At 53.3% G+C, this 25564-nt stretch carries 21 protein-coding genes; 4 read left to right on the top strand and 17 right to left on the bottom strand.

Features of this window, described 5'->3' with window-relative positions; translation table 11 throughout:
• Positions 1-72: 72 nt before the first annotated feature.
• The gene (locus LG373_RS02645) at positions 73-2415 is read left to right on the top strand and encodes an MBL fold metallo-hydrolase (protein WP_370632827.1); all 2343 of its coding nucleotides are present in this window, start codon (positions 73-75) and stop codon (positions 2413-2415) included.
• A gap of 20 nt (positions 2416-2435) precedes the next feature.
• Positions 2436-3545: a glycosyltransferase gene (locus LG373_RS02640; protein ID WP_225748902.1), complete on the top strand. Its 1110-nt coding sequence runs from the start codon at positions 2436-2438 to the stop codon at positions 3543-3545.
• 45 nt (positions 3546-3590) lie between these two features.
• Here the strand turns inward: LG373_RS02640 and LG373_RS02635 are convergent, their stop codons facing one another.
• Together LG373_RS02635 and LG373_RS02630 are read right to left on the bottom strand one after the other, a co-directional pair.
• Entirely contained in the window at positions 3591-4559 is a 969-nt protein-coding gene (locus LG373_RS02635) for an LCP family protein (protein ID WP_225748901.1), read from the bottom strand.
• Between the two features lie 107 nt (positions 4560-4666).
• Positions 4667-5638 carry an LCP family protein gene (locus LG373_RS02630; RefSeq protein WP_225748991.1) on the bottom strand — a complete coding sequence of 324 codons (972 nt, stop codon included), beginning with the start codon at positions 5636-5638 and terminating at the stop codon, positions 4667-4669.
• Positions 5639-5923: 285 nt separating this feature from the next.
• On the opposite strand from LG373_RS02630, the gene LG373_RS02625 reads away from it, so the two are divergent.
• Complete coding sequence (locus tag LG373_RS02625; protein WP_225748900.1) at positions 5924-8077, top strand: DUF6541 family protein; 2154 nt, start codon at positions 5924-5926, stop codon at positions 8075-8077.
• On the opposite strand, the gene LG373_RS02620 is transcribed toward LG373_RS02625, so the two are convergent.
• The 4 genes from LG373_RS02620 to LG373_RS02610 all read right to left on the bottom strand — a co-directional run bounded on the left by LG373_RS02620 (position 8034) and on the right by LG373_RS02610 (position 11382).
• Positions 8034-8324 (bottom strand): hypothetical protein, encoded by a 291-nt coding sequence (locus tag LG373_RS02620; RefSeq protein WP_225748899.1) that lies wholly within the window; start codon positions 8322-8324, stop codon positions 8034-8036. The genes LG373_RS02625 and LG373_RS02620 overlap by 44 nt on opposite strands.
• Before the next feature lie 38 nt (positions 8325-8362).
• Positions 8363-8497 carry a hypothetical protein gene (locus tag LG373_RS12235; RefSeq protein ID WP_255616268.1) on the bottom strand — a complete coding sequence of 45 codons (135 nt, stop codon included), beginning with the start codon at positions 8495-8497 and terminating at the stop codon, positions 8363-8365.
• A gap of 139 nt (positions 8498-8636) precedes the next feature.
• Positions 8637-9839, bottom strand: coding sequence for a DHHW family protein (locus LG373_RS02615; RefSeq protein ID WP_225748990.1), 1203 nt, complete (start codon positions 9837-9839; stop codon positions 8637-8639).
• A 19-nt stretch (positions 9840-9858) separates the two neighbouring features.
• Complete coding sequence (locus LG373_RS02610) at positions 9859-11382, bottom strand: MBOAT family protein (RefSeq protein WP_225748898.1); 1524 nt, start codon at positions 11380-11382, stop codon at positions 9859-9861.
• Positions 11383-11802: 420 nt separating this feature from the next.
• Here LG373_RS02610 and LG373_RS02605 point away from each other — a divergent pair, with 420 nt between their 5' ends.
• Complete coding sequence (locus LG373_RS02605) at positions 11803-14409, top strand: CDP-glycerol glycerophosphotransferase family protein (RefSeq protein ID WP_225748897.1); 2607 nt, start codon at positions 11803-11805, stop codon at positions 14407-14409.
• Positions 14410-14468: 59 nt separating this feature from the next.
• On the opposite strand, the gene LG373_RS02600 is transcribed toward LG373_RS02605, so the two are convergent.
• The 11 genes from LG373_RS02600 to LG373_RS02550 all read right to left on the bottom strand — a co-directional run bounded on the left by LG373_RS02600 (position 14469) and on the right by LG373_RS02550 (position 25562).
• Positions 14469-16046 carry a glycosyltransferase family 2 protein gene (locus LG373_RS02600; RefSeq protein ID WP_225748896.1) on the bottom strand — a complete coding sequence of 526 codons (1578 nt, stop codon included), beginning with the start codon at positions 16044-16046 and terminating at the stop codon, positions 14469-14471.
• Between the two features lie 30 nt (positions 16047-16076).
• Complete coding sequence (locus LG373_RS02595) at positions 16077-17318, bottom strand: CDP-glycerol glycerophosphotransferase family protein (RefSeq protein ID WP_225748895.1); 1242 nt, start codon at positions 17316-17318, stop codon at positions 16077-16079.
• The gene (locus LG373_RS02590; RefSeq protein WP_225748894.1) at positions 17296-18501 is read right to left on the bottom strand and encodes a CDP-glycerol glycerophosphotransferase family protein; all 1206 of its coding nucleotides are present in this window, start codon (positions 18499-18501) and stop codon (positions 17296-17298) included. The genes LG373_RS02595 and LG373_RS02590 overlap by 23 nt, the downstream gene beginning before the upstream one ends.
• Before the next feature lie 4 nt (positions 18502-18505).
• Positions 18506-19471 carry an alcohol dehydrogenase catalytic domain-containing protein gene (locus tag LG373_RS02585; RefSeq protein WP_225748989.1) on the bottom strand — a complete coding sequence of 322 codons (966 nt, stop codon included), beginning with the start codon at positions 19469-19471 and terminating at the stop codon, positions 18506-18508.
• A gap of 60 nt (positions 19472-19531) precedes the next feature.
• A complete protein-coding gene (locus LG373_RS02580) occupies positions 19532-20263 on the bottom strand; it encodes a 2-C-methyl-D-erythritol 4-phosphate cytidylyltransferase (RefSeq protein ID WP_225748893.1) in 732 nt (243 codons plus the stop codon).
• A 9-nt stretch (positions 20264-20272) separates the two neighbouring features.
• On the bottom strand, positions 20273-21064 hold the full coding sequence (locus LG373_RS02575) for an ABC transporter ATP-binding protein (RefSeq protein ID WP_225748892.1): 792 nt from the start codon (positions 21062-21064) through the stop codon (positions 20273-20275).
• Positions 21054-21869 carry an ABC transporter permease gene (locus tag LG373_RS02570; RefSeq protein WP_225748891.1) on the bottom strand — a complete coding sequence of 272 codons (816 nt, stop codon included), beginning with the start codon at positions 21867-21869 and terminating at the stop codon, positions 21054-21056. Before LG373_RS02570 ends, LG373_RS02575 begins: the two co-directional genes overlap by 11 nt.
• Before the next feature lie 94 nt (positions 21870-21963).
• A complete protein-coding gene (locus tag LG373_RS02565; protein ID WP_225748890.1) occupies positions 21964-22953 on the bottom strand; it encodes an LCP family protein in 990 nt (329 codons plus the stop codon).
• Between the two features lie 12 nt (positions 22954-22965).
• Positions 22966-24090, bottom strand: a complete 1125-nt coding sequence (locus LG373_RS02560; RefSeq protein WP_225748889.1) for a glycosyltransferase family 4 protein — start codon at positions 24088-24090, stop codon at positions 22966-22968.
• 135 nt (positions 24091-24225) lie between these two features.
• On the bottom strand, positions 24226-25356 hold the full coding sequence (locus LG373_RS02555; RefSeq protein WP_255616272.1) for a glycosyltransferase family 2 protein: 1131 nt from the start codon (positions 25354-25356) through the stop codon (positions 24226-24228).
• A gap of 17 nt (positions 25357-25373) precedes the next feature.
• Positions 25374-25562 (bottom strand): hypothetical protein, encoded by a 189-nt coding sequence (locus tag LG373_RS02550; RefSeq protein ID WP_225748887.1) that lies wholly within the window; start codon positions 25560-25562, stop codon positions 25374-25376.
• Positions 25563-25564: the final 2 nt, after the last annotated feature.

Below are 25564 nucleotides of genomic sequence, written 5' to 3'. Positions count from 1 at the left end.
TAGATAGCGTATACTTAACGTGAACGATAAGAATAAGCGGAAGTCACACGCAAACCGACAAGGCAGGAAACCGTGAACCGACCCCTTCATCCCGTCTCTAAAAAATCTCAACTCGTGAGCATCGCTATAACCTTGGCTCTTTTGTGGCAACTCGGACTCTCGGCATTCACAACACCTCAAGCTGCATTTGGCACGCAAGCACCTGCGCAGAACATCACGCGAATCCACATCCTACCATTCCCTTACACGGACGCCATCGTGCTAGAAAGCAATGGTCGTTTCGGTATAGTCGATTCCGGGGAAGACAACGATTACCCAGACGGCACTGATGTCCGCTACCCGCTTCGCCCAGGCGTCACAAGAGGAGAGGGCGTCGAGAACAGCGTGATCTCGTATCTAAAAAGCCTTGGGGTGAATTCGGGCAACCTCGAGTTTTACCTGGGAACGCATCCGCATAGCGACCACATAGGCTCCGCCGACGAGGTCATCCGGGAATTCAACCCCCGACGCGTGTATATACCAGAGTATCAGGATTCGTTCATATCAGACGAAACCCGGCTTTGGGACAATCAATACGTCTACGACAGAGCGATCGCGGCGGCGAAAGAAACCGGAGCCGTCCTCATTCAGAACCTCAACCCAAGCGCACCTATTGAACCATCGTCCAACGAGTCTGGCGAAGAAAAGGGCACTCTCAGCACCATTGGGAGCACGCCCGAAGCCGACGTGCTGGACGCCGCTGCAATCATCGAAAGGTTCGGAATAGACCCCACCGACCAACGAGATCCCTACAACTCCGAAACTTTACCCGAAACCGGCATCTCCGTAACCCGCTCGAATGACTCCAACCTTATACACGAGCACGAGCCCAACCCATCAACCACGGGAAATCCCTGCTTCGCACTGGGAGACATGAACATCGAAATCGTTAATTACGGGGACGATTACAAGTTCAATCCGGTTCCCGATGCAAATTACTTTTCCTGGGGCGTTAAGGTACAGACGTACGAATCGACCGCATTCCTTTCAGGAGATATCAATAACTACGACGGGGACGAAGACCGGCTTGCAGGCGCGATCGGTCATGTCGACCTGCTCAAGCTAGCCCACCACGGATCCGTCGGATCGAACACGCCTCGCTATGTGGCGGCGCTCTCCCCTACATACGCTGTCCAAACCGGGTACGGCGCCAATCTTCCCGAATACGTAACGAGTACGCTTGACGCGCTCCGCATCCGGTATTTCCCCGCACCGGAAGCCTCAGCAAGCGGTCTCGAAGCCGTAATAGCAACGTTCACTCAAAACGGCATCAAGCTCAACACCATGCAGGACGGCACAACGTTCCACTCATTTAACCATTCCCCGTACATGGCCGCCTATCATCAGGGTCTCAAACAAAAGCAGCAGGGATGGAGAGACGTTGACGATTCATGGTACTGGTTCGACAACAGCGCAGCGGCATCCGAAAGCACATGGCTGAAGCGGAACGGAGCATGGTACTGGCTCACCGAGTCCGGCAGGATGGCCACGGGCTGGGCGAAGGATTCGAGCGGGACGTGGTACTACTTCGAGGGGTCGGGCGCCATGCGCGCGGGCGGCTGGATGAGCTCGGGCGGGGCCTGGTACCACCTGGCCGCCTCCGGCGCCATGCAGACCGGCTGGCTCAAGCAGGGCGGGACGTGGTACTGGCTCGACCCCGAGTCCGGCAGGATGGCCACGGGCTGGGCGAAGACGCCCGACGGGACGTGGTACTACTTCGACGGCTCCGGCGCGATGAGGTCCGGCGGCTGGCTCAAGGACGGGGCTTCCTGGTACTACTTGTCCGCCTCCGGCGCCATGCAGACCGGCTGGCTCAAGCAGGGCGGGACGTGGTACTGGCTCGACCCCGAGTCCGGCAGGATGGTAACGGGCTGGGCGAAGGATTCGAGCGGGACGTGGTACTACTTCGAGGGGTCGGGCGCCATGCGCGCGGGCGGCTGGATGAGCTCGGGCGGGGCCTGGTACTACCTGGCCGCCTCCGGCGCCATGCAGACCGGCTGGCTCAAGCAGGGCGGGACGTGGTACTGGCTCGACCCCGAGTCCGGCAGGATGGTAACGGGCTGGGCGAAGGATTCGAGCGGGACGTGGTACTACTTCGAGGGGTCGGGCGCCATGCGCGCGGGCGGCTGGATGAGCTCCGGCGGGGCGTGGTACCACCTGGCCGCCTCCGGTGCCATGCAGACCGGCTGGCTGAGCCTGGGCGGGACGTGGTACTGGCTCGACCCCGAGTCCGGCAGGATGGTAACAGGTTGGCTCCAAGACCGAGAAACATGGTACTATTTTGACCCTTCGACGGGCGCTATGGCTACAGGCAGCGTCATCATCGATGAGACACAGTACGTATTCGACGCCTCGGGCGCATGCACCAATCGCTAACGAGAGAAGGAAAGACCCTCATGCATAACGCGAACAACGAGCTGGTCTCCGTTATCGTCCCCATCTTCAACGCGGGGCCGTACCTCGAGCAGTGCCTGGACAGCATCCTGGCGCAAACGCATCGCAACCTTGAAGTTATCTGTCTGAACGATGGCAGTACAGACGACTCGTTGAAGACCATGCAAGCGTACGCCGCCCAAGACGACCGCGTTCGCGTGATCGACAAGCAAAACGAAGGGTACGGAGCAACGTGCAACCGCGGCCTCAGGGAAGCGACCGGAACGTGGATCTCCATCGTGGAGCCCGATGACTGGATCGAGGCCGGCATGTATGCCGACATGCTCGCATTCGCCAACGGGTTCAACGAGGAACTCGACATCGTGAAAACTCCCTATTGGCGCATTTGGATGCCCGACACGTCTGAGCAGCGTAAGCTGAACTGCAGTTACCGCAGCCGCATCAAGCCGGCACGCCAGCCTTTCGCCATACGAGAGGCAGCCCACCTGCTCTCGCACCATCCTTCCATCTGGTCAGCCGTCTATCGCAAAAGCTTCCTGGACGATCGGAGCATACGCTTCCGCGAATATCCAGGAGCTGGCTGGGCCGACAACCCGTTCCTACTGGAAACCCTATGCCAGACCGACCGTATCGGGTACCTGGACACGCCCTACTACTGCTATCGCGAAGAAACGCCGGAGAAATCGAAGGCGTTCGCCCTCAACAACACGATGCTGCCCTTCGCGCGCTGGAACGACATGATGGATGTGCTGGAAAACCTGCATGTTCACGACGAAAGTATCTTGCGCGCGCACAACAGCCGTGGATTCACGTATCTGGGAGGGGTCCTGGAAGAGGTAAGCCTCGACAATCCCGAACTGCGAGCCGAAGCAGCCTCCATGTTCGCACGCATGAATGCCGATCTGGTACTGTCCGATTCGGAAATATCTCCCGGCAGCAAGCGCTTGTTCGCAGAGCTCCGCGGTTTGCCCGACCCCAATCCAAGCAAGCTCCCCTACGCATGGGGTCTCGTGAAGCAGGGCTGCTACAACCTCAAGAACGTCGGACCCGTATTCACTTGGAAGACGACGCGCGAATATCTGACGAAGAAAAGCGACCGAGAGGGACGGTAACCGCCCTTCTCGGTCGCTTCGGCCGCCCTTCGTCAAGCAAAGGGTTTAGTTCTTGGCAATAATCTGAGGCAAAGGAACTACGGTGGCGGGATCCTCTCCCGCCTCGACTGCCTGGATGACTTGCTTCCACGCAGCCTCGTCACGCGTAGCAAGCCATATACCACCAGCCGCTTCATCAATATCGCCGTTGTACGGCCCCGTTCCGGACACAAATGCAATCTTATCCGCATTCGCAGCAAAGTCCGCTACGGTCTTAGCCAAATCGTCGGCAGGCCAGTTCGTATCCACATTGGACATGAGCGCCTGCACGTGCGCCGCAGCACCCGCAGGGTCAGCCGCTACTTTCTTAATGCCAACCTCCACCAGCTGGCGATCCTGGATCTGACGACAAGCATCCTGATCAACCTCGTACACCTTGCGAGAGCGCGCCAGAACAAGCGATTCCGCGCCATCGAGATCCTGCACGCCCGCGGAAAGCGAGATTTTGCTGCCGGACACAATATCTTGCAACCCCATATCGATGGGCACATTTGCCGTCAGCCCGCCAAGCTCATTCACGAATTTCTCGAACTGGACGAAGCTCATGTCCATATAGTACAAAGGAGAGACGCCGGTAAGCAATTTGACCTGATGCAAGGTTTCTTCGATGCCGGCAGCATGATAGGCTTCGTTGAACTTCATGGTCTGCCCATTAAGCGAGACAGCGGTATCGCGAGGAATCGTGACGATCCCCACTTGATAGGTGGTAGGGTCGACACGCACAAGCATCGTAGTGTCCGACCGGCCGGATCCGTCTGCATAATCAGGTTTGTCGATTTCAACAGTCCCGGTGCGCGAATCGTTGCCCACCACCAGAACGTAGAACGGCTGATCCATGCGCGTATCGCCCGCATCCTGCATCAATTGAACATCCGTTGGCTCAGGCTCTTTTGTCTCGCTTTGCTGACATCCGACCAGCGAGAATGCGAGAGCCGCACACCCTAGAAGCGCGACAGCCTTCTTCTTAATACTCATATAATTCCACCCTTCGTACAAGCAACCGGATCAGGTTATCACTCTACGCCCTTTCGGGCGAGACGCTTTTCGCCTTCATTTCACGGCGCCTCAAATTCTTCGCCGACTCATTCGGGAACGATCGCCGTCGCGTTCACGTCCATTCCCTCAGGATTCCTGCCAGAATCAACCACCACCATAAGATCGGCCCATCCTTGCGGATTCTCGTAACACAGCCATATTCCGCCTGCGCTTTCGTTGATGTCCCCCTTGTCCGGCCCTGAACAGCTGTACATAACCGGAGCGCCCGACCCTTTCGAAAAAGCCAGAGCAAGCGACACTATATCGCCAGTCTTCATGTCCGTGCCAACGTACGAGGCCAGATCCAGCACCGTGCCCGGAAGCTCGTAAGCAGGCCGGTCGAGAACCTTCTTCACGATAGCCATCGCCAACGACCTCACATTGTTTTGACGATGGGCATCTTGGTCGGTAACGTACTCATGCCGCGCACGAGCAAATATCTGCGCTTGCTGCCCGGTGATAGTCTGGACTCCTGGAGAAACGGTAACCTTCTCGCCCGTAAGAGCATCCTTGTACGACAACTCCACATCCACGTTCACCGTCACGCCGCCCAGCTTATCAACAAGGGACTGAAGCTCGGAAAAATGAATTTCAGCATAATGGGAGACGGGAACGCCCGTTATCTTGGAAACCGCCTTGATGGAAGCAGCAGCTCCTCCTATGTTGTACACTTCGTTAACCTTGACGACTCTGCCATCGTCGAGCGCATACGGCGTATCACGCGGGATCGACACCATAGTGACTTGATTTGCACGTGCGTCCACACGCAGCAAAATCATCACATCGGAGCGTTGATTACCACCCGACTCCGCCTCTTTGCTGGACGTGCCAGACCCTTCACGCGAGTCCGACCCCAGCACAAGCGCGTAGAACGGCTGATCGGCCACGCTGGGGGAAAGCGCCTCGTCCACGGAAGCATCTTGCTCGGAACCCATAGACAGAGCGCTATCGAGCGCCGACGAATACCAAGCCGCGTAGCCGCCCGTCGCGCAAACGACCGCCAGCAGAATCGCAAGCACGCACAAGGAGATCCGCTTTGCAATCCTCCTCCGCTTGCGCTTCCTTATGTAGTCGGGATATAGAACTCGGGCATTCGGCCGATAAGGCATCAGCGCATGGCGCGAGGCCCCCTGCGAAACACGCGAAGATTCTTCGAGCCGACGCTCTTCTCGAGCGCGGTTCAACCCCGGAGATCCAGTCGTCATCCGGTACTGCGTCCTCCTCGACCCGTTGTCCGAACCAGACAAGCACGCACCCCTCTCGCATTTCCCGATAACCGACGAACCATAATAGCATGGGGATCCTTGCTGCTTTTCGTTTTGGATACAGTCTCCAGAACGAAAAGAGCAGACAGGATCCATGGGAGCATCTATAATGGCTTTCTGTCTCGCCTATTCCTACGATCGAGACCGAACGTCCCCTCAAGGAGTCCCGTCATGTGGTTTACGCTTGCCCTTGCCATCTTGGCTTACGCCATCGCACTGTACGTACCCGGCTTCATGCTTGCGCGAGCATTCTCGATCGACCGATTTGCCGCCGCCGTTATCGCCCCCGCCCTATCCATCTTCGTTTTTACGGTGTTAGGCGTTGCTCTCTTCGAACTGGACGTTGCGTCTTCCGGCTTCGGCCTGCTTACAATGACAGCGGGTATCTGCTTAATCGCGATGCTCGGTGCGAGGTGCTTGAGAAAGGTTCGGGGCGTCGATAATCGAGAATGTCTCGCAACAGTCGGCGATACCAAAGAAGCATGCAAAACAGCAGCCCTTTATCTGACCGTGGCCTTCGCGATCGCAACCCTAACGTTTCTTTTGCCCATCGATGGCCCGGAGTCGTTCTCCAGAAACGACGACACCACTGTGCATCTTTCCGTGGTGCGCTCGTTTCTAGACACGGGAACCTACTCCACCCTCCATGTCAGTTCGTATTTAGCGCAGAACCCCGATTCTTGGTACTACCCGGCCGGATGGCACGTCGTAACAGCTGTTGTCGCATCGCTATTCGACAACAATGTCGCGCTGGCCGCGAACGCCTCGGTCGTGACGTTCGTCGTTATCGTGTTTCCTTTGGGCATGTGCCTACTGCTCTTGAAGATCTTCGGGCAACACAAATGCACCGTCTTGACAGGGTCGCTCTTCACCGTAGCGTTCTGCGGGTTCCCTTGGGGATTCATCGTATTCGGTCAATTGTTTTCGAATATGGTCTCGTTCATGCTCATACCCCTAGCGTTCATCCCCTTCGCAGAAGCAATTGAGGCGAAGCGCGCGTCCGATAAGCTCAAACTCGCCGCAATATCGACCGCAGGACTCGTAGCCGTTGCGCTCTGCCAACCAAACGGAGCATTCACATTCGGAATTTGGGTCGTGCTGTACTGCGTGAATCGAATCTTTTACGCACCCGGCAGCGAACAGCCGAACCTATCTCGCAAGCGCATTGCAGGTGCCGTTGCGCTTTTCACCGCGGCATGCGCCGCCTGGGCGATCCTGTACCTCGCTCCCTTCATGCAAACTGTTGTTCAATACACCTGGGAAGCGACCTTGTCTCCTGCAGTGGCGCTTGCAAGCGGCCTGAGCTTCATGTTCATGTCAAGAGGCGGCGTGCAGCCCTTTCTCAGCGTCGTCGTGCTTGCTGGCATCATCTACACGTGCAGGAGCAAGCGGTACCTCTGGCTTAGTGTAGCTTATGCGTTCGCCTTGCTATCGTATCTTGTCAGCGTATCGACCGATGGCGTGTTCAAGCATGTGATTGCGGGGTTCTGGTACACCGACTATCACCGTTTGGGGGCCATGGCTGCGTTCTTCGCCATACCCCTTGCCGCTTTGGGATTCTCTTGGATGCTGAAAACCTTGAAAACCTGGCTAGGAATAGTATTCAAAGGCAGCTCCGCAGACATGAACGCGGGCCTGTCTCTGGGCATGCTGCTCATCCTGTTCGCAGTCTGCCAGTTCATTCCCGGTAACGTGAAGCTGACTGAAAAAGTAGACCTGGCAGCAGGCTTGACAAAGATTCGCAGCGAAGTGGCCGCCCGCTATTCCTGGGATCGTATTCTAACCGGCGAAGAAGACGCGTTCATCAAGGAAGTCATGAGCCAGATTCCCGAGGACGCGCTCGTCATCAACGTGCCAAGCGATGGCAGCTGCTGGAGTTATGGCGTGGAAGGGATCAATACCTATTTCCGCCGCTCGGCAAACACCGGCATGAGCGGAGCGGAAGACAGCAAGATCATCCGAACGCAACTTTGCGACATCGACACATCCGACGAAGTGCGCAGCGTTGTGAATCGACTGGACGCACGATACGTCCTCCTGCTGGACGAAATCACAAGCAACGACCGCACGACCACCGGCATGCGATACAAAAAGGAGAACTGGGAAGGCATCGAATCCATCGACGAGAAGACCCCCGGCTTCACGCTCCTTATGAGCGAGGGAAACATGCGGTTGTACGAAATCGATCGATAGAAAAACGAGCAGCGCGCGTAACAAAACGATAGCGGGCAGAATCTCGCATTCCCAGAAATTCCTTTACACCATCGGGAAGCGAAAACTGCAAAGGACGCTGGGGCACTTTCGTAACAAGACCGAGCGCCTCAAGCCTGGAGACGCGCTTTCTCGTCATCTGCTTTCTCAGCTCTATGCCACGCGAAAGATCGTCCAAGTCAGCTGCCCCAAACATCCCGAACAGTTCATATTGCGCCATCGCGAACATGACGCACGTTTCCTTTTCCGAAAGCTCGAATCTCGACGCTAGCGCATCCATGTTGCCAACAACAACATCGAGCGCAGCTTGCTCCTCTCTATACCGCCCATCACGCTCTCTTGCGCCATTCCCACGAGCGTCAGCATGTCGTACACGAAAACAGCCTTGATAGTTCCTCGCACTCCATCTGGCTCCAATATAATTAAGACCGCAAGCTTTGTAGTTTTAATCATGCTAAATGCGAGAAAGTATAAATAAGGCTATGGAAAATTAAAGCCCTATTTACACTTTCACTTAGCCATTACTATCAGAACCCTGCGATCAATTCATGAAATTTGCCATGCCTTTGCTCGTAAGCGTAGGACTGGATCCAATCAACACAACATCTTTAACAGGATTTTCGTTTAGAAAATCGCTGAGGGTTCCTTTGTATTTACGTGGATCCAACACGAAAGTTTTATGATACGTAGATGCCAGCATGGGAATGCAGGGGGTCGCAAACGAGTCCCCGATCACAAGCAGGTTATCCGCTTCGGGGCGCGATGCGTTCACGTACACCTTGCGTGCGATATCCGACCCAAAGAATTGAGCGTATGCGTCGAATTTCGCCTTCCCCTCTTCTAATTCTTTGCCTATATAAGCCTCCCGCTTATTAGGTTCAATCACCTCGCCTGATACGTAGACGGAATACTCCGGATACGGCAAACTCATGTCCATCATCGTATCTGCCACTTCAATGCTCAGTCCTCCGCGAGCGTACGAACCATAGCAATCATAGTACGCGTTGCACTCCCCTTCGGGCAAAACGTCGTTTCCGAGCGCCTGAGCAATAGCACTGTAGCCCCTATACGCCCCTTTGATATTCCAATGGTGATCGGCTTTAGAAAAGGAGTCCAGATACTCTTCCGTGTCTGAATAGACGTCTTCGCAAGAAATCACCGACCCGGAAAGACGATTGGAGTAGTTCTCGTCGACGAACGCACGTCCTTCAGCATTAGTCACCACATCGAACAGCGGATTCGCATCACTTGTGAACCCCCGATCCGGAACAAACGAAACAAAACGGATTTCCGGATGAGCGTCGGAAATTGCAGAATACGACTTTGCAAGATTCTGGAATTTCCGAGCATGATCCTCCGATTGCTTTAATGGAGCGGGAAACAGCGCTTCATCGGAAGCAGAGTAATAGTATCCCGACCCATAGAACGTAGGATAAAGACCATACCCAAAACCCCTGGCCGACAGCTCTATAAGAGATCTCTCAATCGAAGCATTAGTCAACAAAACCATTTCACGCGCCGGGAAGTTGTCGCGGCAATACGATTCTACATCTTTCTGAAAATCCGCTTTCAAGTAGGAATCGGTTGAAGGCAGCGGCATTTTCGTCAAAGCGCGACCATCCAAATAAGACCGCTTGCCATTGTCCATAACCTGCGGAAGCACATCAAGCTTATCAGCGATCTTGTAGCCGAAAACAGCGCAGCAGACGAACAGCACAACCGACACGAAAAATATATTTTGCACTTTACGCAATTTTCCCGCCTTAGAACTGGAAGTAAATAAACGGGCTATACGCCCCTGAAACTATTGACATAACGCAAAGCGCAAACACTCCAAGCAGAAGGAGATCGCCGAGAGCGGCTACGACCAAAGCAATCCCCTGACGCAAAGCAGGAGCGTCCGACGAAATAGCGAAACTCGCAACCGGTGCCGCCTCGTTTCCCCTGGAAGGGGCGCTTTCCCCTACGAACCGCTCACCTTGCAAAGCGCATTCCAAATGAACGCGAAGCCAAGGAACAACGGGCATCGAAGCGACAACCGCAATAACAAACAACGGCAAGTAAGCCCATATGGAAAGCTCCCAGAAAGTGGATGTTCCTAGCAAGCCATTCGCACCGAAAAGTGCCGCGAAATACTGAGCGAGGTGATTTGGATCGGAAATCCAGAACAAACACCACCCTAAAACAAATACAAACACGGTATACAAATGCTGCAGAAAAGCAGGCAGCTTCTGCAGAAAATCACCTATAACGAATTTCTCAACTACAAGCAAAACACCATAGTAGACACCCCACAGTACGAAATTCCAAGCAGCACCGTGCCATAATCCCGTTACAGCCCACACAACGCCAAGGTTGAATATCTGACGCGGAACACCGCATCTACTTCCCCCTAGCGGGATATAGATATAATCGCGGAAAAACGACGACAGCGACATATGCCAACGGCGCCAAAATTCTGTGACGCTTTTCGAAATGTAGGGATAGTTGAAATTGCGCAAGTATTGAAAACCAAACATGCGCCCCAACCCAATAGCCATATCGGAATAACCCGAGAAATCAAAGAACAACTGAAAAGAATAGGCAAGCAAGCCTCCCCATGTGCCAATCGCTCCGATATCAGAAGGAGACGAAGCCAACATGCTATTAGCCAACAATGCTAGGTTGTCGGCGATTAGCACCTTTTTTCCCAAGCCGATTACGAACAAACGCAAACCGCTAGCAAATCCCTCGAGCGTTTCTCTACGGTTTTCAACCTGGTCTTCTATAGTTTCGTAACGCACAATAGGACCAGCGATAAGCTGGGGGAACATAGCAATGTACATACCGAGATTCAACAGGCTCTTCTGTCGTTTCACCTTGCCCCAATACACATCTACGATATAGGAAACAGCCTGAAGAGTAAAAAATGAAATGCCGATAGGCAGGGGCAATTCCAAATCGGGAATAAGTTGACTACCAACAAGCAGATTGATATTTGCCGCAAGGAAGCTTTCATATTTGAAGAAACCGAGTATGAGCAGGTTGGCCACAAGCCCCATCACAAGAACAAAACGTGCCCGGCGCTTCCCGTCTTGAGAGAGGCACTTCGAGATTCCAATGCCGACAAGCCAGTTGAATGCAATGGAGCAGATCATCAGAACGACGTAAACAGGCTCGCCCCAAGAGTAGAAAATCAAAGACGCTACAAGAACGATGATGTTTCGTATTCTCCGAGGAGATGCGAAGTAAGCAACCAATACAATCGGAAAGAACAAGAACAGGAACGCTGCACTAGAAAAGACCACACATACCCCTTAGACGACCCAACGAAATAGCCCCAAGCAGCCAGCAAGTTTGGCGAAAGCGTTTCGGCGGTTGCATAAGGCCAAAGCCTATCCGCCCCCACCAACTGCATGCACAGCTGTCCTCAAGTACGCCAACGATTACGTACTCAGCCGTTTTACCGGTTTACCCCCCACGGCCGATAGAAGGGTATCATAAACACAACCGTTTTGATCATATGAAATGGAATACGCCGCCATCCAAAAGCGGAAGAAGCACACCACGGCCTACCTCCTCTTTCTCGGTTGGCAAATTCAATGTGCTAAAATCAACAACACACACGAAAACAATGCAGTTCAAAACCTTTGCATTTTGCGAGAGCGATTGCAGCCAATGAAGTTTTCTGCTGCATAGAAAGACAAGCTGCGCGTGCGGAGGGCATAATGGGACAAAAAACGAAAAAGCTGAAAAAGAAATTGTTCGGAAAAGCCAAGGAGGCGCTCCCCGACTCAATAGTCTTGAGAATCCAACGCCAGCGGCTCGAGGGAGCAATAGCCTACTCGAAACCGGGGTCCTACACCCCCGCCTCCACCTATGCGGTAGTGTCAGCGGTTTACAATGCAGCACCCTACCTTGACGATTTTTTCGAAAGCCTCACTTTGCAAACAATAAATCCCGCCTCACTCAAAGTAATTATCGTAGACGACGGATCCACCGACTCTTCGCTCGACGTGACACGCGCATGGCAAGAGAGATTTCCAGAACTTATCGAATATGTCTCTAAAGAGAACGGCGGACAGGCAAGCGCTCGCAACCTCGGCATGTCAATGACGGGCGATTCCGAATGGGTGACTTTCATCGATCCAGACGATTTCGTGTCCCACGACTACTTCGAACAAGTGGATAGAACCACCCGGGCATGTGAAAATTTGAAAATGGTATCCTGTAAACTTGTTTTCTATCAGGAAAAAATCCAGCGAATTCAAGACTCTCATCCTCTTGACTATCGGTTTGGAAAAGAAACTCGATTTTACAACGTGCAGGATGATAATCATCCCATGCAGCCATCAATGAGCACGGCGTTCTTCAAAATGGACGAAATAAGGAAAGCGGGCATCAAAGCTAGTGAAACCATTCGACCAAGCTTTGAGGATACTCATTTTGTCAATCGATACCTTCTGAGCCTGAATCACGGAACACTGGCCTTTTGCCCTAAGCCAAAATACTACTACCGAAAAAGAAGCGCCAAGACATCGACTCTCGACAGGTCGTGGTCAACTTCGGACAAACTTCTCGTCGAAACGAAACACGGCGTGCTCGACCTGCTCAAATGCGCCCAAGACAAAAAAGGATACGTTCCAGGATACGTCCAAGACACGGTCCTCTATCACCTCGCCTGGTATTTTAAGTGGTTCATCGGACATAAGGAAAGATCCGAGCGATTCATAAACGACGGGTCGGCAAAAGAGTTTCAGATCCTTCTCAAGGAAATCTTCTCCTATATCGAAGAAGATGCAATGCACCGCGTCCAAGGCTCTCTGCTAAGGTTCGAGTGGAAGAAAGCCCTCTTGGAAAAATACAAGTCCACATCCCCCTCTTATCACATAGCGTATATTGAGCAGGTGCATCCATCTCGTAAAACGATCCTCATGAGAACAAGTGACCCGAAAATCGAATTATACGCAGGAGGCGAGAAGCTAAGCCCCATCGAAACCAAACGCTGCAACGTGGATTTTCTCGGAGAAACCCTCTTGCAAACCTTCCATAGCTGGTATCGATACGATGATACAATGCTCGGCAACCGTTTATCATATCATGCAGCCACCCATAAACCCATGAAGTTGACGGTACGAGCGAAGCAGTACCCCAATTCAGTTGAAATATCCACCCTAGTCAACACGTTCACGGCAAACTGGTCGCATTACCCGCAGGACGGCTCTTGGGTTGTCATGGACAGAGACACGCAAGCTGACGACAACGCCGAGCACTTCTACCGCTACATGATGCGGGAACATCCTGAGCAAAAATGCTACTTTGCCCTAAGAAAGACTTCGGTCGATTGGAGCAGGCTCGAACAAGAGGGCTTCGTACTACTCGATTTCGGCTCAAAAGAGCACGAGAGCGCGCTTAGGCGATGTTCTAAGATTATCAGCAGTCATGCTGATGGATTCGTCCACTCATATTTTAAAGATAACTTCTATCAATCGAAGGATTTTGTTTTCCTGCAGCATGGAATTATCAAAGACGATCTATCTTCTTGGCTCAACGGAAAACCTATATCCATCTTCTGCACCTCGACGAAACAAGAATACCTGTCAATTTGCGAAGACGGATCCCCTTATCAGTTCACGCCCCGACAAATTGCACTCACAGGACTCCCGCGACATGATGCATTGCTCAAAAAGGCCGATGTGAAGCAAGACACAATCCTCGTCATGCCTACTTGGAGGCGCTCCCTTGCGGGCGACACCAACGGAAAAGGAAACATACGCGAAATACATCCGGAATTCGCCAATTCCGAGTACAAAACAGTATGGGAGAGTCTTCTCAACAGTAAAAGACTAAAGGCGATCAGCGATGAAACCGGTGCACGCGTCGTGTTCTACCCCCATGCCAATTTCGCTCCATACCTGGAAAACGGATTCTTCGCGCTACCGAGCTATGTTGAGATCGCCTCAAATGCAGCGGGAGACTCAATACAAGACCTTTTCGGAAGAGCGAAAGTAGCGATCACAGACTATTCCTCGATCGCGTTCGACGTAGCATACCTGAAGAAAACCTGCCTCTACTACCAGTTTGACAAAGAGGATTTCTTTTCTGGAATGCAAACTTACGCCAAAGGTTACTTCGACTACGAACGTGACGGATTTGGGCCGGTAGCGTACACCGAAGCCGATCTGCTCAGTGAACTTGAGGCTCTTGCTTCTTGCGACTTCCAACCACAAGAGCCCTATAAGTCCCGCATTGAAAACACGTTCCCTTTCAGGGACGGACGTTGCTGCGAACGCGTGTATAAAGCTATTAAAAAACTGGATGACATCCCCAATTAACCCAACTACCTTCGCCAATGGATCAAACGCTGCGGATTGAATGCTTGCTGTTGCATCTTTCAATCCGCAGCAGCAAGCATTGCCTTCCCTTCTTCTGACAAGAGCACTTTAAAATCCCGGCCGCCGAGGATGACGCTTCGCCCGCCCAGCAATACGTCATCCCCAGCGACTTGCGCACCGCCGCACGCAAGTACATTCTTGATAGACCATTTATCAAGGTAACAGTTCCGCCTGTATCCATGAGTCTTCATCTGCAAGCATAGCCTGAGCTTGCTAGCTCCCAGCATGGAAATCCAGCCTAAAATGGGCTTTAAGGTCCCTTTGCACTTCCATCTAAGCATCGTTTCTATTGACGCAACGCTCTCGACCGAAGATATTTCACATGGCAAAGATGCCCTCCATAATCCATGGTCATCTTTGCATATCAAGCGCATCTTCGCATCTTTCATCCAGGAGCAAGGAACGCCGTCGACCATCAAGCATCCTGCAAAATCAATCTCGCCATCTGAAGCAAACTCAAACGACTCCAAAGCACAAGTAACTTGAACCCCTTCGGTTATATCGGAACGCGGAACATTGCGGACATGCGGAAGCCGGCCAAAAAGCCGCCCTCTCCCGCTGTCGAAACAGGCGGAACCTATTCCACTCGAAACAGCCCCAACAACTCTATCGAGATCCTCGTACGAACCGAAGAAGAACGAATCCAATACAAGACGCTTCTCCACTGGGCAAGTTCGGTAAACTTGTTCAACGTAATAGGATTTAAACAGCTCTTTGACCCTGTCATAGCTCTCACGAGAAAGCTCGCCCTTCCCCATACTCACGATCATTTCAAATACATCTCGCCTGAACAAACGCCGCATCAGAGCTGCACTGCGCTGCTCATCTGTCGTGTTTTCATCAATAAATGCCATGAGCGCTTCGTACGATCTTGCATTGGATTCCCAATCATCCCATATAGAAAGCGAAGCATTTTCCCCCTGGGACAGCGCTGCGTCTCGAAGACTCACAAAACAATAGTCGTAGTCGGACGCAACCGAAACGACGCCAGCTAGGCACATTGCAGGAACGACAACGTGCAGATCTTCAGGCATTCCTTCCTCGAAAAAACGGAGATCGTTCTTCAAAAGCAACGAACGACGGAACAGCTTTAAAGGACCCAGCGACCACATGACTTTCGAACGATACACATCAACTCTGGGCTGGTTGTGGGTGAACATGGATTTCGGCACTTCACGACCGTTTTCGCCAACCAGTTTAACCAGGAGCACATCCGAGCACCACTCTCGAGCATGCTCTAACATTTTAGAAACAGCATGCTCGTTAAGCCGATCGTCCGCATCGAGAAAGAATACATACTCTCCCCTAGCTTTGCTTAAAGCAACGTTTCTGGGACGAGCCGGAGAACCCGATGGCGCCGTCAGGCGCTCCGTAACAATAAGATCCGGATAAGAGGCCGCAAAACGGCAGACCTCCCCCCAAGATTCATCATTCGAGCAATCGTCGACTACGATCACTTCCATGCATTTCGCATCGTAGCTTTGGCCAACAACAGATTCCAAGGTCCTCGTCAGCTCGGGCATCGCATTGTACGCCGGTATCAAAATGCTTATATCAACGGCAGACTTCAAACCCATTGCCGAACCACCGCCCTCACTACTTCAACCCTACAGACCGTTGTCAAAGACAGCTTTGATTATCCTATCCGTCGCATGACCGTCGCATGCGCTCATGAAGCGCTGGCGAAACTGCGCCACGCGCGTTTTATCGAAACGCTGCTCAACATGCTGCAAATACTCGATCATCGGTTCGTTCTCGCAGAACACCGGTCCCGGGGTCAAGTCCTCGTACTCGTAGTAGAACCCGCGCCAATCGTCGTACTCTTCCTTGTCGTACGCAAAAAACACCATCGGGCGCTCGAAAAGAGAATACTCGAACACGAGCGAGGAATAGTCCGATATGCAAACATCGGCCACAATCAGGGCATCCTCTATCGATACAGCATCTGAGATGTCAAACGCGAACGACTCGCATCCTGCAGGGATAGCAGGCCGCTCCTTGACGAACGGATGATGCTTTATCAGCAGTACGTACTCATCGTTAAATGCTGTACAGAACGCCTCGATATCAAGCTGATCGGGGCCCAGGGCCTTTGATACACGGCCCCTGAACGTGGGGGCGTACAACATGACCTTCTTGCTACGCGCTTGCGGCACAGCCTCGCACACGCGCGCTCGAGCACAGGAGAGAAACGACTCGTCAAAAAACACATCCGTTCTGCTCACGCCCAAGGGCCTAATGATATCCCGGCGGTCCTCTAGCACCATAGCTTCGGCATACGCCCATATCACCTCAGGACTGCTCACCGTCACCAGTGATAAATTCCCATAGAACGGATGTCGTAAAATCTGTTCGCGCGAACCTCCGAATTCAAGGTCGGCCGTACTCATACCCCATTTCTTGAACGCGCCGCAAGCATGCCATAGCTGAACCACCCGAGTCTCAGGCCTCAAGGCCACACAACTCACCACATCGGAAGCGTCGTTCAAAAACACGCATCGAGCCGTGGCTATCTGCCTCAAGGCATTGGCGCAATTCGCCAAGTACCGCGCTCGGGATATACGATGCTGTCCCAAAGAAATATAGTAGACCTCGAAGCGCGGATCGGCGTCCAGCCGATCCAGCAGGACGCGAAAACTATCCGGCACTTCTTGTTGCTTCGATTCCAAGAACACCACTTTGCGAGGATCGACAGGGTCCTTTGCAGCATGGGCGTACGAGCGTGGGAACGCAAAGCCCAACGTCGCGTCTTTCACCAATCCTTTGACCGCGTCTTTTGCTTTGCTCAACGCACTTCTCTTTTGAGCGCTCACATCACTCATGAAACTACTCGCATCTTCCTCGCCCAAGCCACCCAAAAGCAGCCTCCACCAATACATCGACCGCACGACCATCGCATTCGTCGATGGCGGAACCGGCAAAAGCCTCGAACGCATCCCAGGGATACAGTTCCGGATCGTTTAAACAATCCTCCAAAAACGCAAACAGGCGCCGCTCGTCCGTAAAAGCAATACGCGGACATAGCTTGAGCGGGTCGGAATTAAGGCCAGGAGACGCGCGGTACTCGTCGATATCCGGCACATAGAACACCACCGGCTTTCCAAGCAAATACGCTTCATACGCAATAGACGAGTAATCCGTAACCACAATCGACGCATCCAGAAGCGTTTGGTTCACCGTCCCCGCAGCCACGCCCTCCTGTTCGAGCGGGTGAAAAGCCCACTCGATTCGAGCCACGTCAGACAAGTTCTTCCAACCGCCCTCCTGAGCAAGATCGCGAAACGGGTGCCGAGACTCCGAACTTTTACGCAGCGTGGGAGCGAACAGCACCAAAAGCCCTGGCTCTTCTCCGGCACCGCGCTCGGCAAGAGCCGCCGTACGCAACCGCGCAAACTCGTCATAACCGGGCCTCAACAAAGCGACAACACGCTCCACCGGGCAGTTGAACGCCTGTGCAAACGCCTGGCGACACCCCTCGCCCGAGCAGAGAACCCATGAGTAGTTGCGATGGATGCGATAAAGCTCCATAGCCTTGGATGTATGGCCCTCCACCGTATCGTGAGACTGAAACCCAAAGCACTTGAACGCACCGAACGCATGCCACAGCTGAACCACCACCGGTCGAACAGGGAGCTCGCGATACACCCCCGCAGGGATGTCGCATGAAGCAGGCTGCGGCTCACACTGGAAGTTCATCAGGCTGATAACCGGATCGTATCGATCGACAAAGCATATCCTGCAGCGTGCAAGATGGTATATCTCGCGCACCGCATGAAATGCGTACCTTACGATGGTCCTCTTCTGCAGCTTTCGCGTTAAAAACACCGCGCGAAACCCTCTGCGTTCAAATTCACGACCGATAGCCTTGAAATCGTACGATGGCTCATTGGCCTGGCGCGATACGAACACTGCCTCGTCTCTGCGCGGAAGGGCGCAGCATGCGAAGTACAGAGCATTGATGGAGAAGCGAGCAACGGCTACCACGGCCTTTTTCACCGCTTCCCCCATGCCCGCTTTCAGTGCAAAGCGCATACGATTACACGTCCCAAAGCATGATGGTTTTGCCCATGGACTTGCGGATATCGACCTCGAAAGTTTGCGCCATATCTCGCGTCGAACCAACCGGCAGAATCGCCCCCACCAGGGACGTCAAGTAATCCAAAACCACCGGATGGTCGTAGTACATCTGTACCGTCCGCTGAAAATCGTCCTTGCCGCTTCTGCTGCTGCCGAACAAACGCAGGCCCTTTTCCAAAACCATGCGCGTGTTCACGGGGACGGGGTTCTCCGACACGCCCAAAAGAGAAACGGAACCTTCGGGCTTGATTCGATCGATAATCTGGTCGATAGCCGAAGCCGAGCCGTCTCCTCCGCAGCACTCGAAAGCGTGATCGACCAGCGGCGCGCGAGATACGTCGTACGTCAAATACGCCTCATCCACGAACGTGAAGTCAGCCAGCTTATCCATATTGCGCCCGAACACCACCAGACACGTCGCAGGATGAAGCATGCGCAACACCAGCGCCACGATGAACCCCAGGTTCCCGTCGCCCCAAATACCCACGACTTCGCGCCGACCGTGCGCTATGGCCTCATAGCGGGTAACGGCATGAACGGCTACGCTCACTAATTCGGTGAATGCCGCAACGTTCTTATTGACGCCCGCAGGAAGCGGCACCACACGCGTAGGCGGAAGAGCTACGTACTCCTGCATAAAGCCATCGAAGCCACTGCCGCAAAACTCGCTGGAACGAAGATAGTTCTCTGCTATGAAGTCGTCCTTTTCACGCGGGCTGTTTGGTAGCATAACCACGCTGGTTCCCGGCGCATATACACCCGAAGCGTCTTCGACAACCGTGCCGATCCCTTCGTGAACAAGTGCCATAGGGAGCTTTTTCGCCAACACTTCGGCGCTGCGTCGGCCTTGGTAGTAGCGCTGATCAGCATTGCAGATAGACAAATGGGTCGGCCTGACAATCACCCGGTTAGGAAACATGGGCATCTCCAAAACCACGGGCTCGAACATTCGCGGAGCAACCAATCTGTAGGCACAATTCAGCATCTACTTGCCCATCAAAGAAGTCGCGACACGCATATCCTGGGGATACGTGATCTTCATGTTCGCAACGTCGCCCTCCACCAGGACAACGCGCTCGCCTCGCAAAACGAATATCTTGCAAGCATCGGTTAGCGTAGCGCGCTCCTCATCGGTCAAGCTACTGGTAAGCTCTTTGAGCTTATGCAAGTTGAACGATTGCGGAGTCTGCCCTTGATAAAGCACGCTTCGGTTCGGAATGGCCGAAATAGCGCGACCGTCCATGCTCTCTACAATGGTATCCGTAGCTGGCACGACCGTATCGCACGCGCCATGCTCACGCGCAGCTGCAATGTTATCCCGGATAATGCGGTGTGACACAAACGGTCGCACCGCATCGTGCGTTACCAAGATAGTGTCGTTGTCGGCCGGGCAGTTCTGTTCCACGTAAGCGATAGCGTTCATCACCGTATCGTTACGCTCGGCACCACCGGCCACAAGCGCGATCCGATCCTCGTACTGCGGGCAATGACGCCTTATCAGGTCTTGCGTCTGCTGCAACCACACCTGGGGACACATGACCAGTACTTTTTGAAAATCCGGGAAGGCGCAGAATTTCTCTACGGTATGGATAAGTATGGGCTTCTCGCCCAGCATGAAAAACTGCTTGGGCTTTTCGGGGTTGCCCATGCGAGCGCCCGAGCCCCCGGCAAGAATCGCCGCATACGCATTTGTCCCCGCATTGCCGCCTACACTCATAAGAAACTCCTAGTAGTTCTTTTCGTAATACGCCGTGGCTTCGTCGATACTACCTTCGAAGACCTTCGTCCCCTTGTCCAGCACGATGCCCCGACTGCAAAACTCCTTAGCAGTCGCAGATGCGTGCGTTACAAACAGAACGGTCACGCTCTCGTCCAGCATAATCTCGCGAATGCGATTGATGCACTTCTTCTGGAACGTGCGATCGCCCACCGAAAGAGCCTCGTCTACCACTAAAATCTCCGGCTCAATGGCCACGGCAAACGCAAAGCCCAAGCGAGCCTTCATACCGCTCGAATACGTACGCATGGGCTGGTCGATGTACAGGCCCAATTCGGCAAAGTCAATGACCGCCGGCTCTATTTCTTTGATCTCGGACTTCTTGAGGCCTAGGATCTGACCGCGCAATGCAATGTTCTCGCGCCCGGTAAGCTGCATATCGAAACCAGCAGTCAGCTCCAGCAAGGCGCTTACTCGACCCTTTACCTCTACCTCGCCGCTTGTGGGATGGGTAACGCCCGTGACCATCTTGAGCGTCGTACTCTTACCCGCGCCATTGCGGCCCAGAAAGGCAACTGCCTCGCCCTTTTTGACTTCGAACGACAGATCCTTGCTAGCATCCACGCTGCCCAGAAACGAACCCTTTTTGTTGTAATTGAAGATGCCCAGGAAACGACCGCGATCGTTCTTGTACAAGTTGTACGTCTTTGTCACATGATCGAATCTGATGACCACTTCGTCGCTGATGCTCGTCTTCTGCGACGATACGTCGATTGCCTTAGAGGCTTCGCTAGAGGACATCAGCCACCTCCTTGTTCAGCTTCTTGTACACCAGCAAAGCCAGCACAAGCGTCACGACAAATGCAATAGCAAACCCCGCGCATGCAACCGAGTTGTCCCAGAACCACGTTTTATCGTAGAACGCGCCTCTGAACGCAGACACAAAAAACGTTATGGGGTTCAGATGCAAGATAGTCTGAATCCAGCCAATATGAATAGAGTTGACATCGAAGATCACGCCCGACAGCCAGAAAAACGGCGTGCTCATAGCATGCATAAGATTCGCGACGTCCTTGCTCATAGCTGACAGTTGAGAGAACAGCAAAGACACGATATCCCAAAACACAAACATCATCAGCAGCAGAATGGGGACTTGCAGCAAATAAATATCGAGAGGCATCCCACAAGCAAAATAGATTGCAAGCAGGGCGGCCATAAGCATGAACTGCACCAACATGGTCGCGCTTGTGAAGATGGTCGATATACCGCTCAAGGGAAATTTGATCTTATTCACCAGATAGGGGTATCGATGCAGCACGTCGATCCCAGCTCCCAGCATATCTTGCATGAAGAACCAGGGGATCAAACCCGCACACAGCCATAGGATATACGGAGGAGCGCCCTCCGCTCCGCCGCTACCGACGCGCAATCCAACATCGAGCGCAAACCAAAAGCAAAAGACATACATAGCTGGCTTGATAAGAAACCAAGCCCAGCTTAACACGGCGCCGCGACTTTTCTTCACCAGTTCAAAAATGGCAAGCCGACCGATCTGCTTGCGCCACTCCCAATTGTCTCGTAATATCGTCGTAAGAGTACTCAGCACAACGCTCCCATTCAACAATCCGAACAAACAACCTCAGATATTAACACAGCCTCGTTTCACAAGGGGTTCATCGAAAGCCAGCCAACGCATCTCTTTACAAATGCTTCGGCTCCTCCACAATCCCGACAGGACTCTCCCCTGCATCCACCACCGCCATAAGCTCGGCCCATGTTTCTGGATCTTCTTCAACCACCCAAAGACCGTCCATGTTTTCGCCTCCCCGCCATGGACCCGTGCAGGAATAGATAGTCACCAAATCGCGATTCGCAATAAAATCGGCAATCAGATATCCCACTTCTGATATATCAAGGTTTGTGACCACATTTTCCGCAAGATCAGCAAGAAGATCGTTAATCCTCTCCTCGTCGCTCGCAGATAATGCCTTCTGCAAGATGGCCACCTCAAGATTTCGTACGTTCACCTGACGAAGCGCGTCTTGATCGACTACGTACTCTTTGCGAGCGCGCGCCAGCACAAGCGCTTCCGACCCATCAAGGTGTTGAGACTTCCCCGCGCTTAGCTTTACATCTTCAGCCGTCATGGGATCCGGCACTTTGACATCCTTGGGTACATCAACCGTAACGCCGCCTATTGCATCGATGAACACTTGAAACGACGTAAACGTCGCCATCATGTAATATGGAATGTCCACTCCTGTCAAAAACTCGACAGTTTCCACTACTTCTTCAGGGTTGTTATCAAGAAGCGCATTGTTTATCTTGGTGTTCGACCCTTTCAACACGGTGTCGCGCGGAACGGAAACCAGGGTGACCGTATAGGTTTCCGGATCGACCCTCATGAGCGTCATTACGTCGGAATGCTGGTCCACTTGCGCGTGCTCCGTTTTCTTGCCCGTGTACAGAGCGGTTTCCTTCCTTGAGTCGGATCCTATGAGCAGCACATAGAACGGCTCGGCGGAAGTCGCTTCGGCAACGTACGTACGCCCGCTCACGGACCGATTCGCCACGTCCTCCAAAACCACGATCAGGCCGATGAACGCAAGGGAGAACGCCACAACCATCGCTACGGCCACGGCGGCCATTTTCTCAGACCGCTTTTTCTGGGCGTCGCTCGTATTCGCCATACGCTATGCAGCCTATCTCGTATGACGAGGTACGCGGGGCCCTCGCCTTCCCTTGTTGTCGTAGTGGTGCCTCAAAACAGGCTTGAACAAGCCGAACTTCCAAATCACGAAGAACAGCACAATCGCAAGAGCCGCAATAATGGCTCCTTGAACCGCTCCCGAAAAACTCCCTATAAGGCATCCCGTCAACGCGAGGGCTGCAGAGCAGAGCCACAACACCGCAACGGATCGCTTCTGACTTAATCCGGCGCGCATGAGACGATGATGGATATGTCCCAAATCCGCCTGATCGACTGGTTTATGAACCCTTTTGCGTCTAATGATGGCCGATAACGTATCCAGCACCGGAACCCCTGCAATGATTAACGGAATTAGCATGACGACAAAGCTTTGCGTTCGCACCACGCCCGCAACCGAGACTATTCCCACGGACAAACCTAAAAGATGGGATCCCGAGTCGCCCATAAACACCGAAGCCGGGAAGAAATTGAACCGAAGAAAAGCCAAGCAAACTGCGATAAGGGCAATGCAAACTAGAACCAGAGTGAAACTCCCACGCATCCACACAAGATACAGCAAGCTCGAAGAAGCAATAGCAACAAGGCCTGACGCCAGTCCGTCCAAACCGTCGATAAGGTTAGTGATATTCACGAACACGACGAGATACAGAACAGTCAGCGGATAGTCGAGCCACCCGAAAGAGAAGTAATCGCCTACAACCACGGCGCGAACTGCCCCTATACCAACACCCGACAAAACCACTACAGCGGCAGCAAGAACCTGGCCGAGCAGCTTGGTTCCCGGAGACAGCTGCGTGATGTCATCGACCAGCCCAACTGTGAACATGGCCGTGACGCCCAGGAACAATACGATGTAGTTTATGTCTCCCAGGACATATAAGTCATGCATGTTCCAGTCGAAAAAGCGAACCCCAAGGTAGATCGAAAAGCATGCCGCCAAAAGGCCCGTATAAAGAGCTATCCCTCCGCAGCGAGGAACCGAATCGACGTTGACCCGGCGATTTCCGGGGTAGTCGATCGCGCCTATTTTAACGGCGATCCATTTGGAAACGGGCACCATGCAGCACGTGACTGCAAAAGCCACGCAAAACACGATAGCCGCTTGGTACCATTCCATAAACGCTCCGGTCGCCTCCAGTATAGATATCCAACCTGCGTATTATACCAGTACCAAATTGTTAACGATTCGTAAGATGGAGAACGGTCGTATTCATCATGCCGGCTCAGCGCGTGAAGAACAAGCTCGAACCCTTTACTCTCCCCTTATACGGCGCAAAGGCGAAGTCAACATGCGGCCAACACGATACGCACGAGAGCCTTCAAAATCTTGGCGTCTGGCGGCAATGCGATCATCCTTTTCCTTGCACGCACGCGACAACTCACCCAGTTCAAGCATTAAATCGAACAATTCCTGTCCATTCGCAGCAGAAAGGACCTCCGCATCGCAAGAGCCAAAGCGCGCATTGAGCAACCCTACGAGATCTCGAGGCCTATCTTCAGCCACGTGCTCGAGCACTTCCACATACGGCCACGACTCCAAGAGGTAGCGCAAAGCCTCGATCTTGTCGCTATCGGGAACCTCGACGGCCCACCGATCAAACGTATAGCGAAGCATGTGCCGACGCGCAGCCCCATACGTCTCCTCGTACTCGTCGAAACTGCCCTCAGAAATAAGAAACGACTTCATGAGATCAGCGGCAACCGAAAGGCCGCACGTACGGCGAAACGAATCGGCGGTTTGTCGTACGTGCCCAGTGTAGCCCCGTCCGTAATGGTATCGATACAGCGGACGGGATACACCTCGATAGGTTTCCGCAAAGTAGAACAATACGAACGATTCGTAGTTATCCTCCCCCAAGGGTACCGAAACATCCTCCATGGACGAGAACGCCCGACGAGCAAGTTCCCCCCTGTAGGCTTTGTTCCAAATAGAATACCCGAAGGTCAAATTCACGAAGCACTCGTCCAGGATGGAGCGACCGAGCAAGATCCCCTCATACGGCTCCAACCAGCTTTCAAGTCCAGCGATCTCCCCCTGCTCAACTCCACCTTCGTTAACGACAAGCGTCCCGTACTGCAAAATATCGACAGGCCGTTCGGCCAGCAATTGTCGCACAACCTCACAAGCCTCACGGCCATACGAATCGTCTTGGTCGGAGAAAAGCACGTACTCACCGCACGATGCAAGAACACCCCGTCTTCTCGCCCGCGCGCTTCCACGATTCTCAGGCTGCCTCAAAACACGAACCCGCGAATCTCTTTGAGAAAAAGCCTCCAAAGCCTCGAGCGAGCCATCGGTGCTGCAATCGTCAACGCAGATTACCTCAATATCATCGAACGTCTGATCAAGCAGGCTGCCAAGGCACGACTCCAGATAAGGCATCCCGTTGTAAACCGGTATTACGAACGAAAATTCGGGCACAGCATGCTCCCAATCCGATACGATAACGATTCGCGAAATTCGCGGTCAACGGCCTCCAGCTCGTCCTCCTCGCGCGACAAGTCATCACGCAAGACTTGAACAGTTCTGCGGGCGATCGCAAGAGAAACGTCTACGTCCTCCGCCAAGCGGGCCGCTTCAACATCCACGG

Origin of the sequence: Paraeggerthella sp. Marseille-Q4926, assembly GCF_916618935.1 — a bacterium.
GTDB classification, from domain to species: domain Bacteria; phylum Actinomycetota; class Coriobacteriia; order Coriobacteriales; family Eggerthellaceae; genus Paraeggerthella; species Paraeggerthella hominis.
This window is presented reverse-complemented; position numbering and strand designations above follow the sequence as displayed.

Coding starts and splice junctions, on each gene's coding strand:
- LG373_RS02640 (WP_225748902.1), top strand. CDS start 2,436: ATGCATAACGCGAACAACGAGCTGGTCTCCGTTATCGTCCCCATCTTC.
- LG373_RS02635 (WP_225748901.1), bottom strand. CDS start 4,559: ATGAGTATTAAGAAGAAGGCTGTCGCGCTTCTAGGGTGTGCGGCTCTC.
- LG373_RS02620 (WP_225748899.1), bottom strand. CDS start 8,324: ATGTTCGCGATGGCGCAATATGAACTGTTCGGGATGTTTGGGGCAGCT.
- LG373_RS02605 (WP_225748897.1), top strand. CDS start 11,803: ATGGGACAAAAAACGAAAAAGCTGAAAAAGAAATTGTTCGGAAAAGCC.
- LG373_RS02600 (WP_225748896.1), bottom strand. CDS start 16,046: ATGGGTTTGAAGTCTGCCGTTGATATAAGCATTTTGATACCGGCGTAC.
- LG373_RS02590 (WP_225748894.1), bottom strand. CDS start 18,501: ATGCGCTTTGCACTGAAAGCGGGCATGGGGGAAGCGGTGAAAAAGGCC.
- LG373_RS02585 (WP_225748989.1), bottom strand. CDS start 19,471: ATGCCCATGTTTCCTAACCGGGTGATTGTCAGGCCGACCCATTTGTCT.
- LG373_RS02580 (WP_225748893.1), bottom strand. CDS start 20,263: ATGAGTGTAGGCGGCAATGCGGGGACAAATGCGTATGCGGCGATTCTT.
- LG373_RS02575 (WP_225748892.1), bottom strand. CDS start 21,064: ATGTCCTCTAGCGAAGCCTCTAAGGCAATCGACGTATCGTCGCAGAAG.
- LG373_RS02565 (WP_225748890.1), bottom strand. CDS start 22,953: ATGGCGAATACGAGCGACGCCCAGAAAAAGCGGTCTGAGAAAATGGCC.
- LG373_RS02560 (WP_225748889.1), bottom strand. CDS start 24,090: ATGGAATGGTACCAAGCGGCTATCGTGTTTTGCGTGGCTTTTGCAGTC.
- LG373_RS02555 (WP_255616272.1), bottom strand. CDS start 25,356: ATGCCTTATCTGGAGTCGTGCCTTGGCAGCCTGCTTGATCAGACGTTC.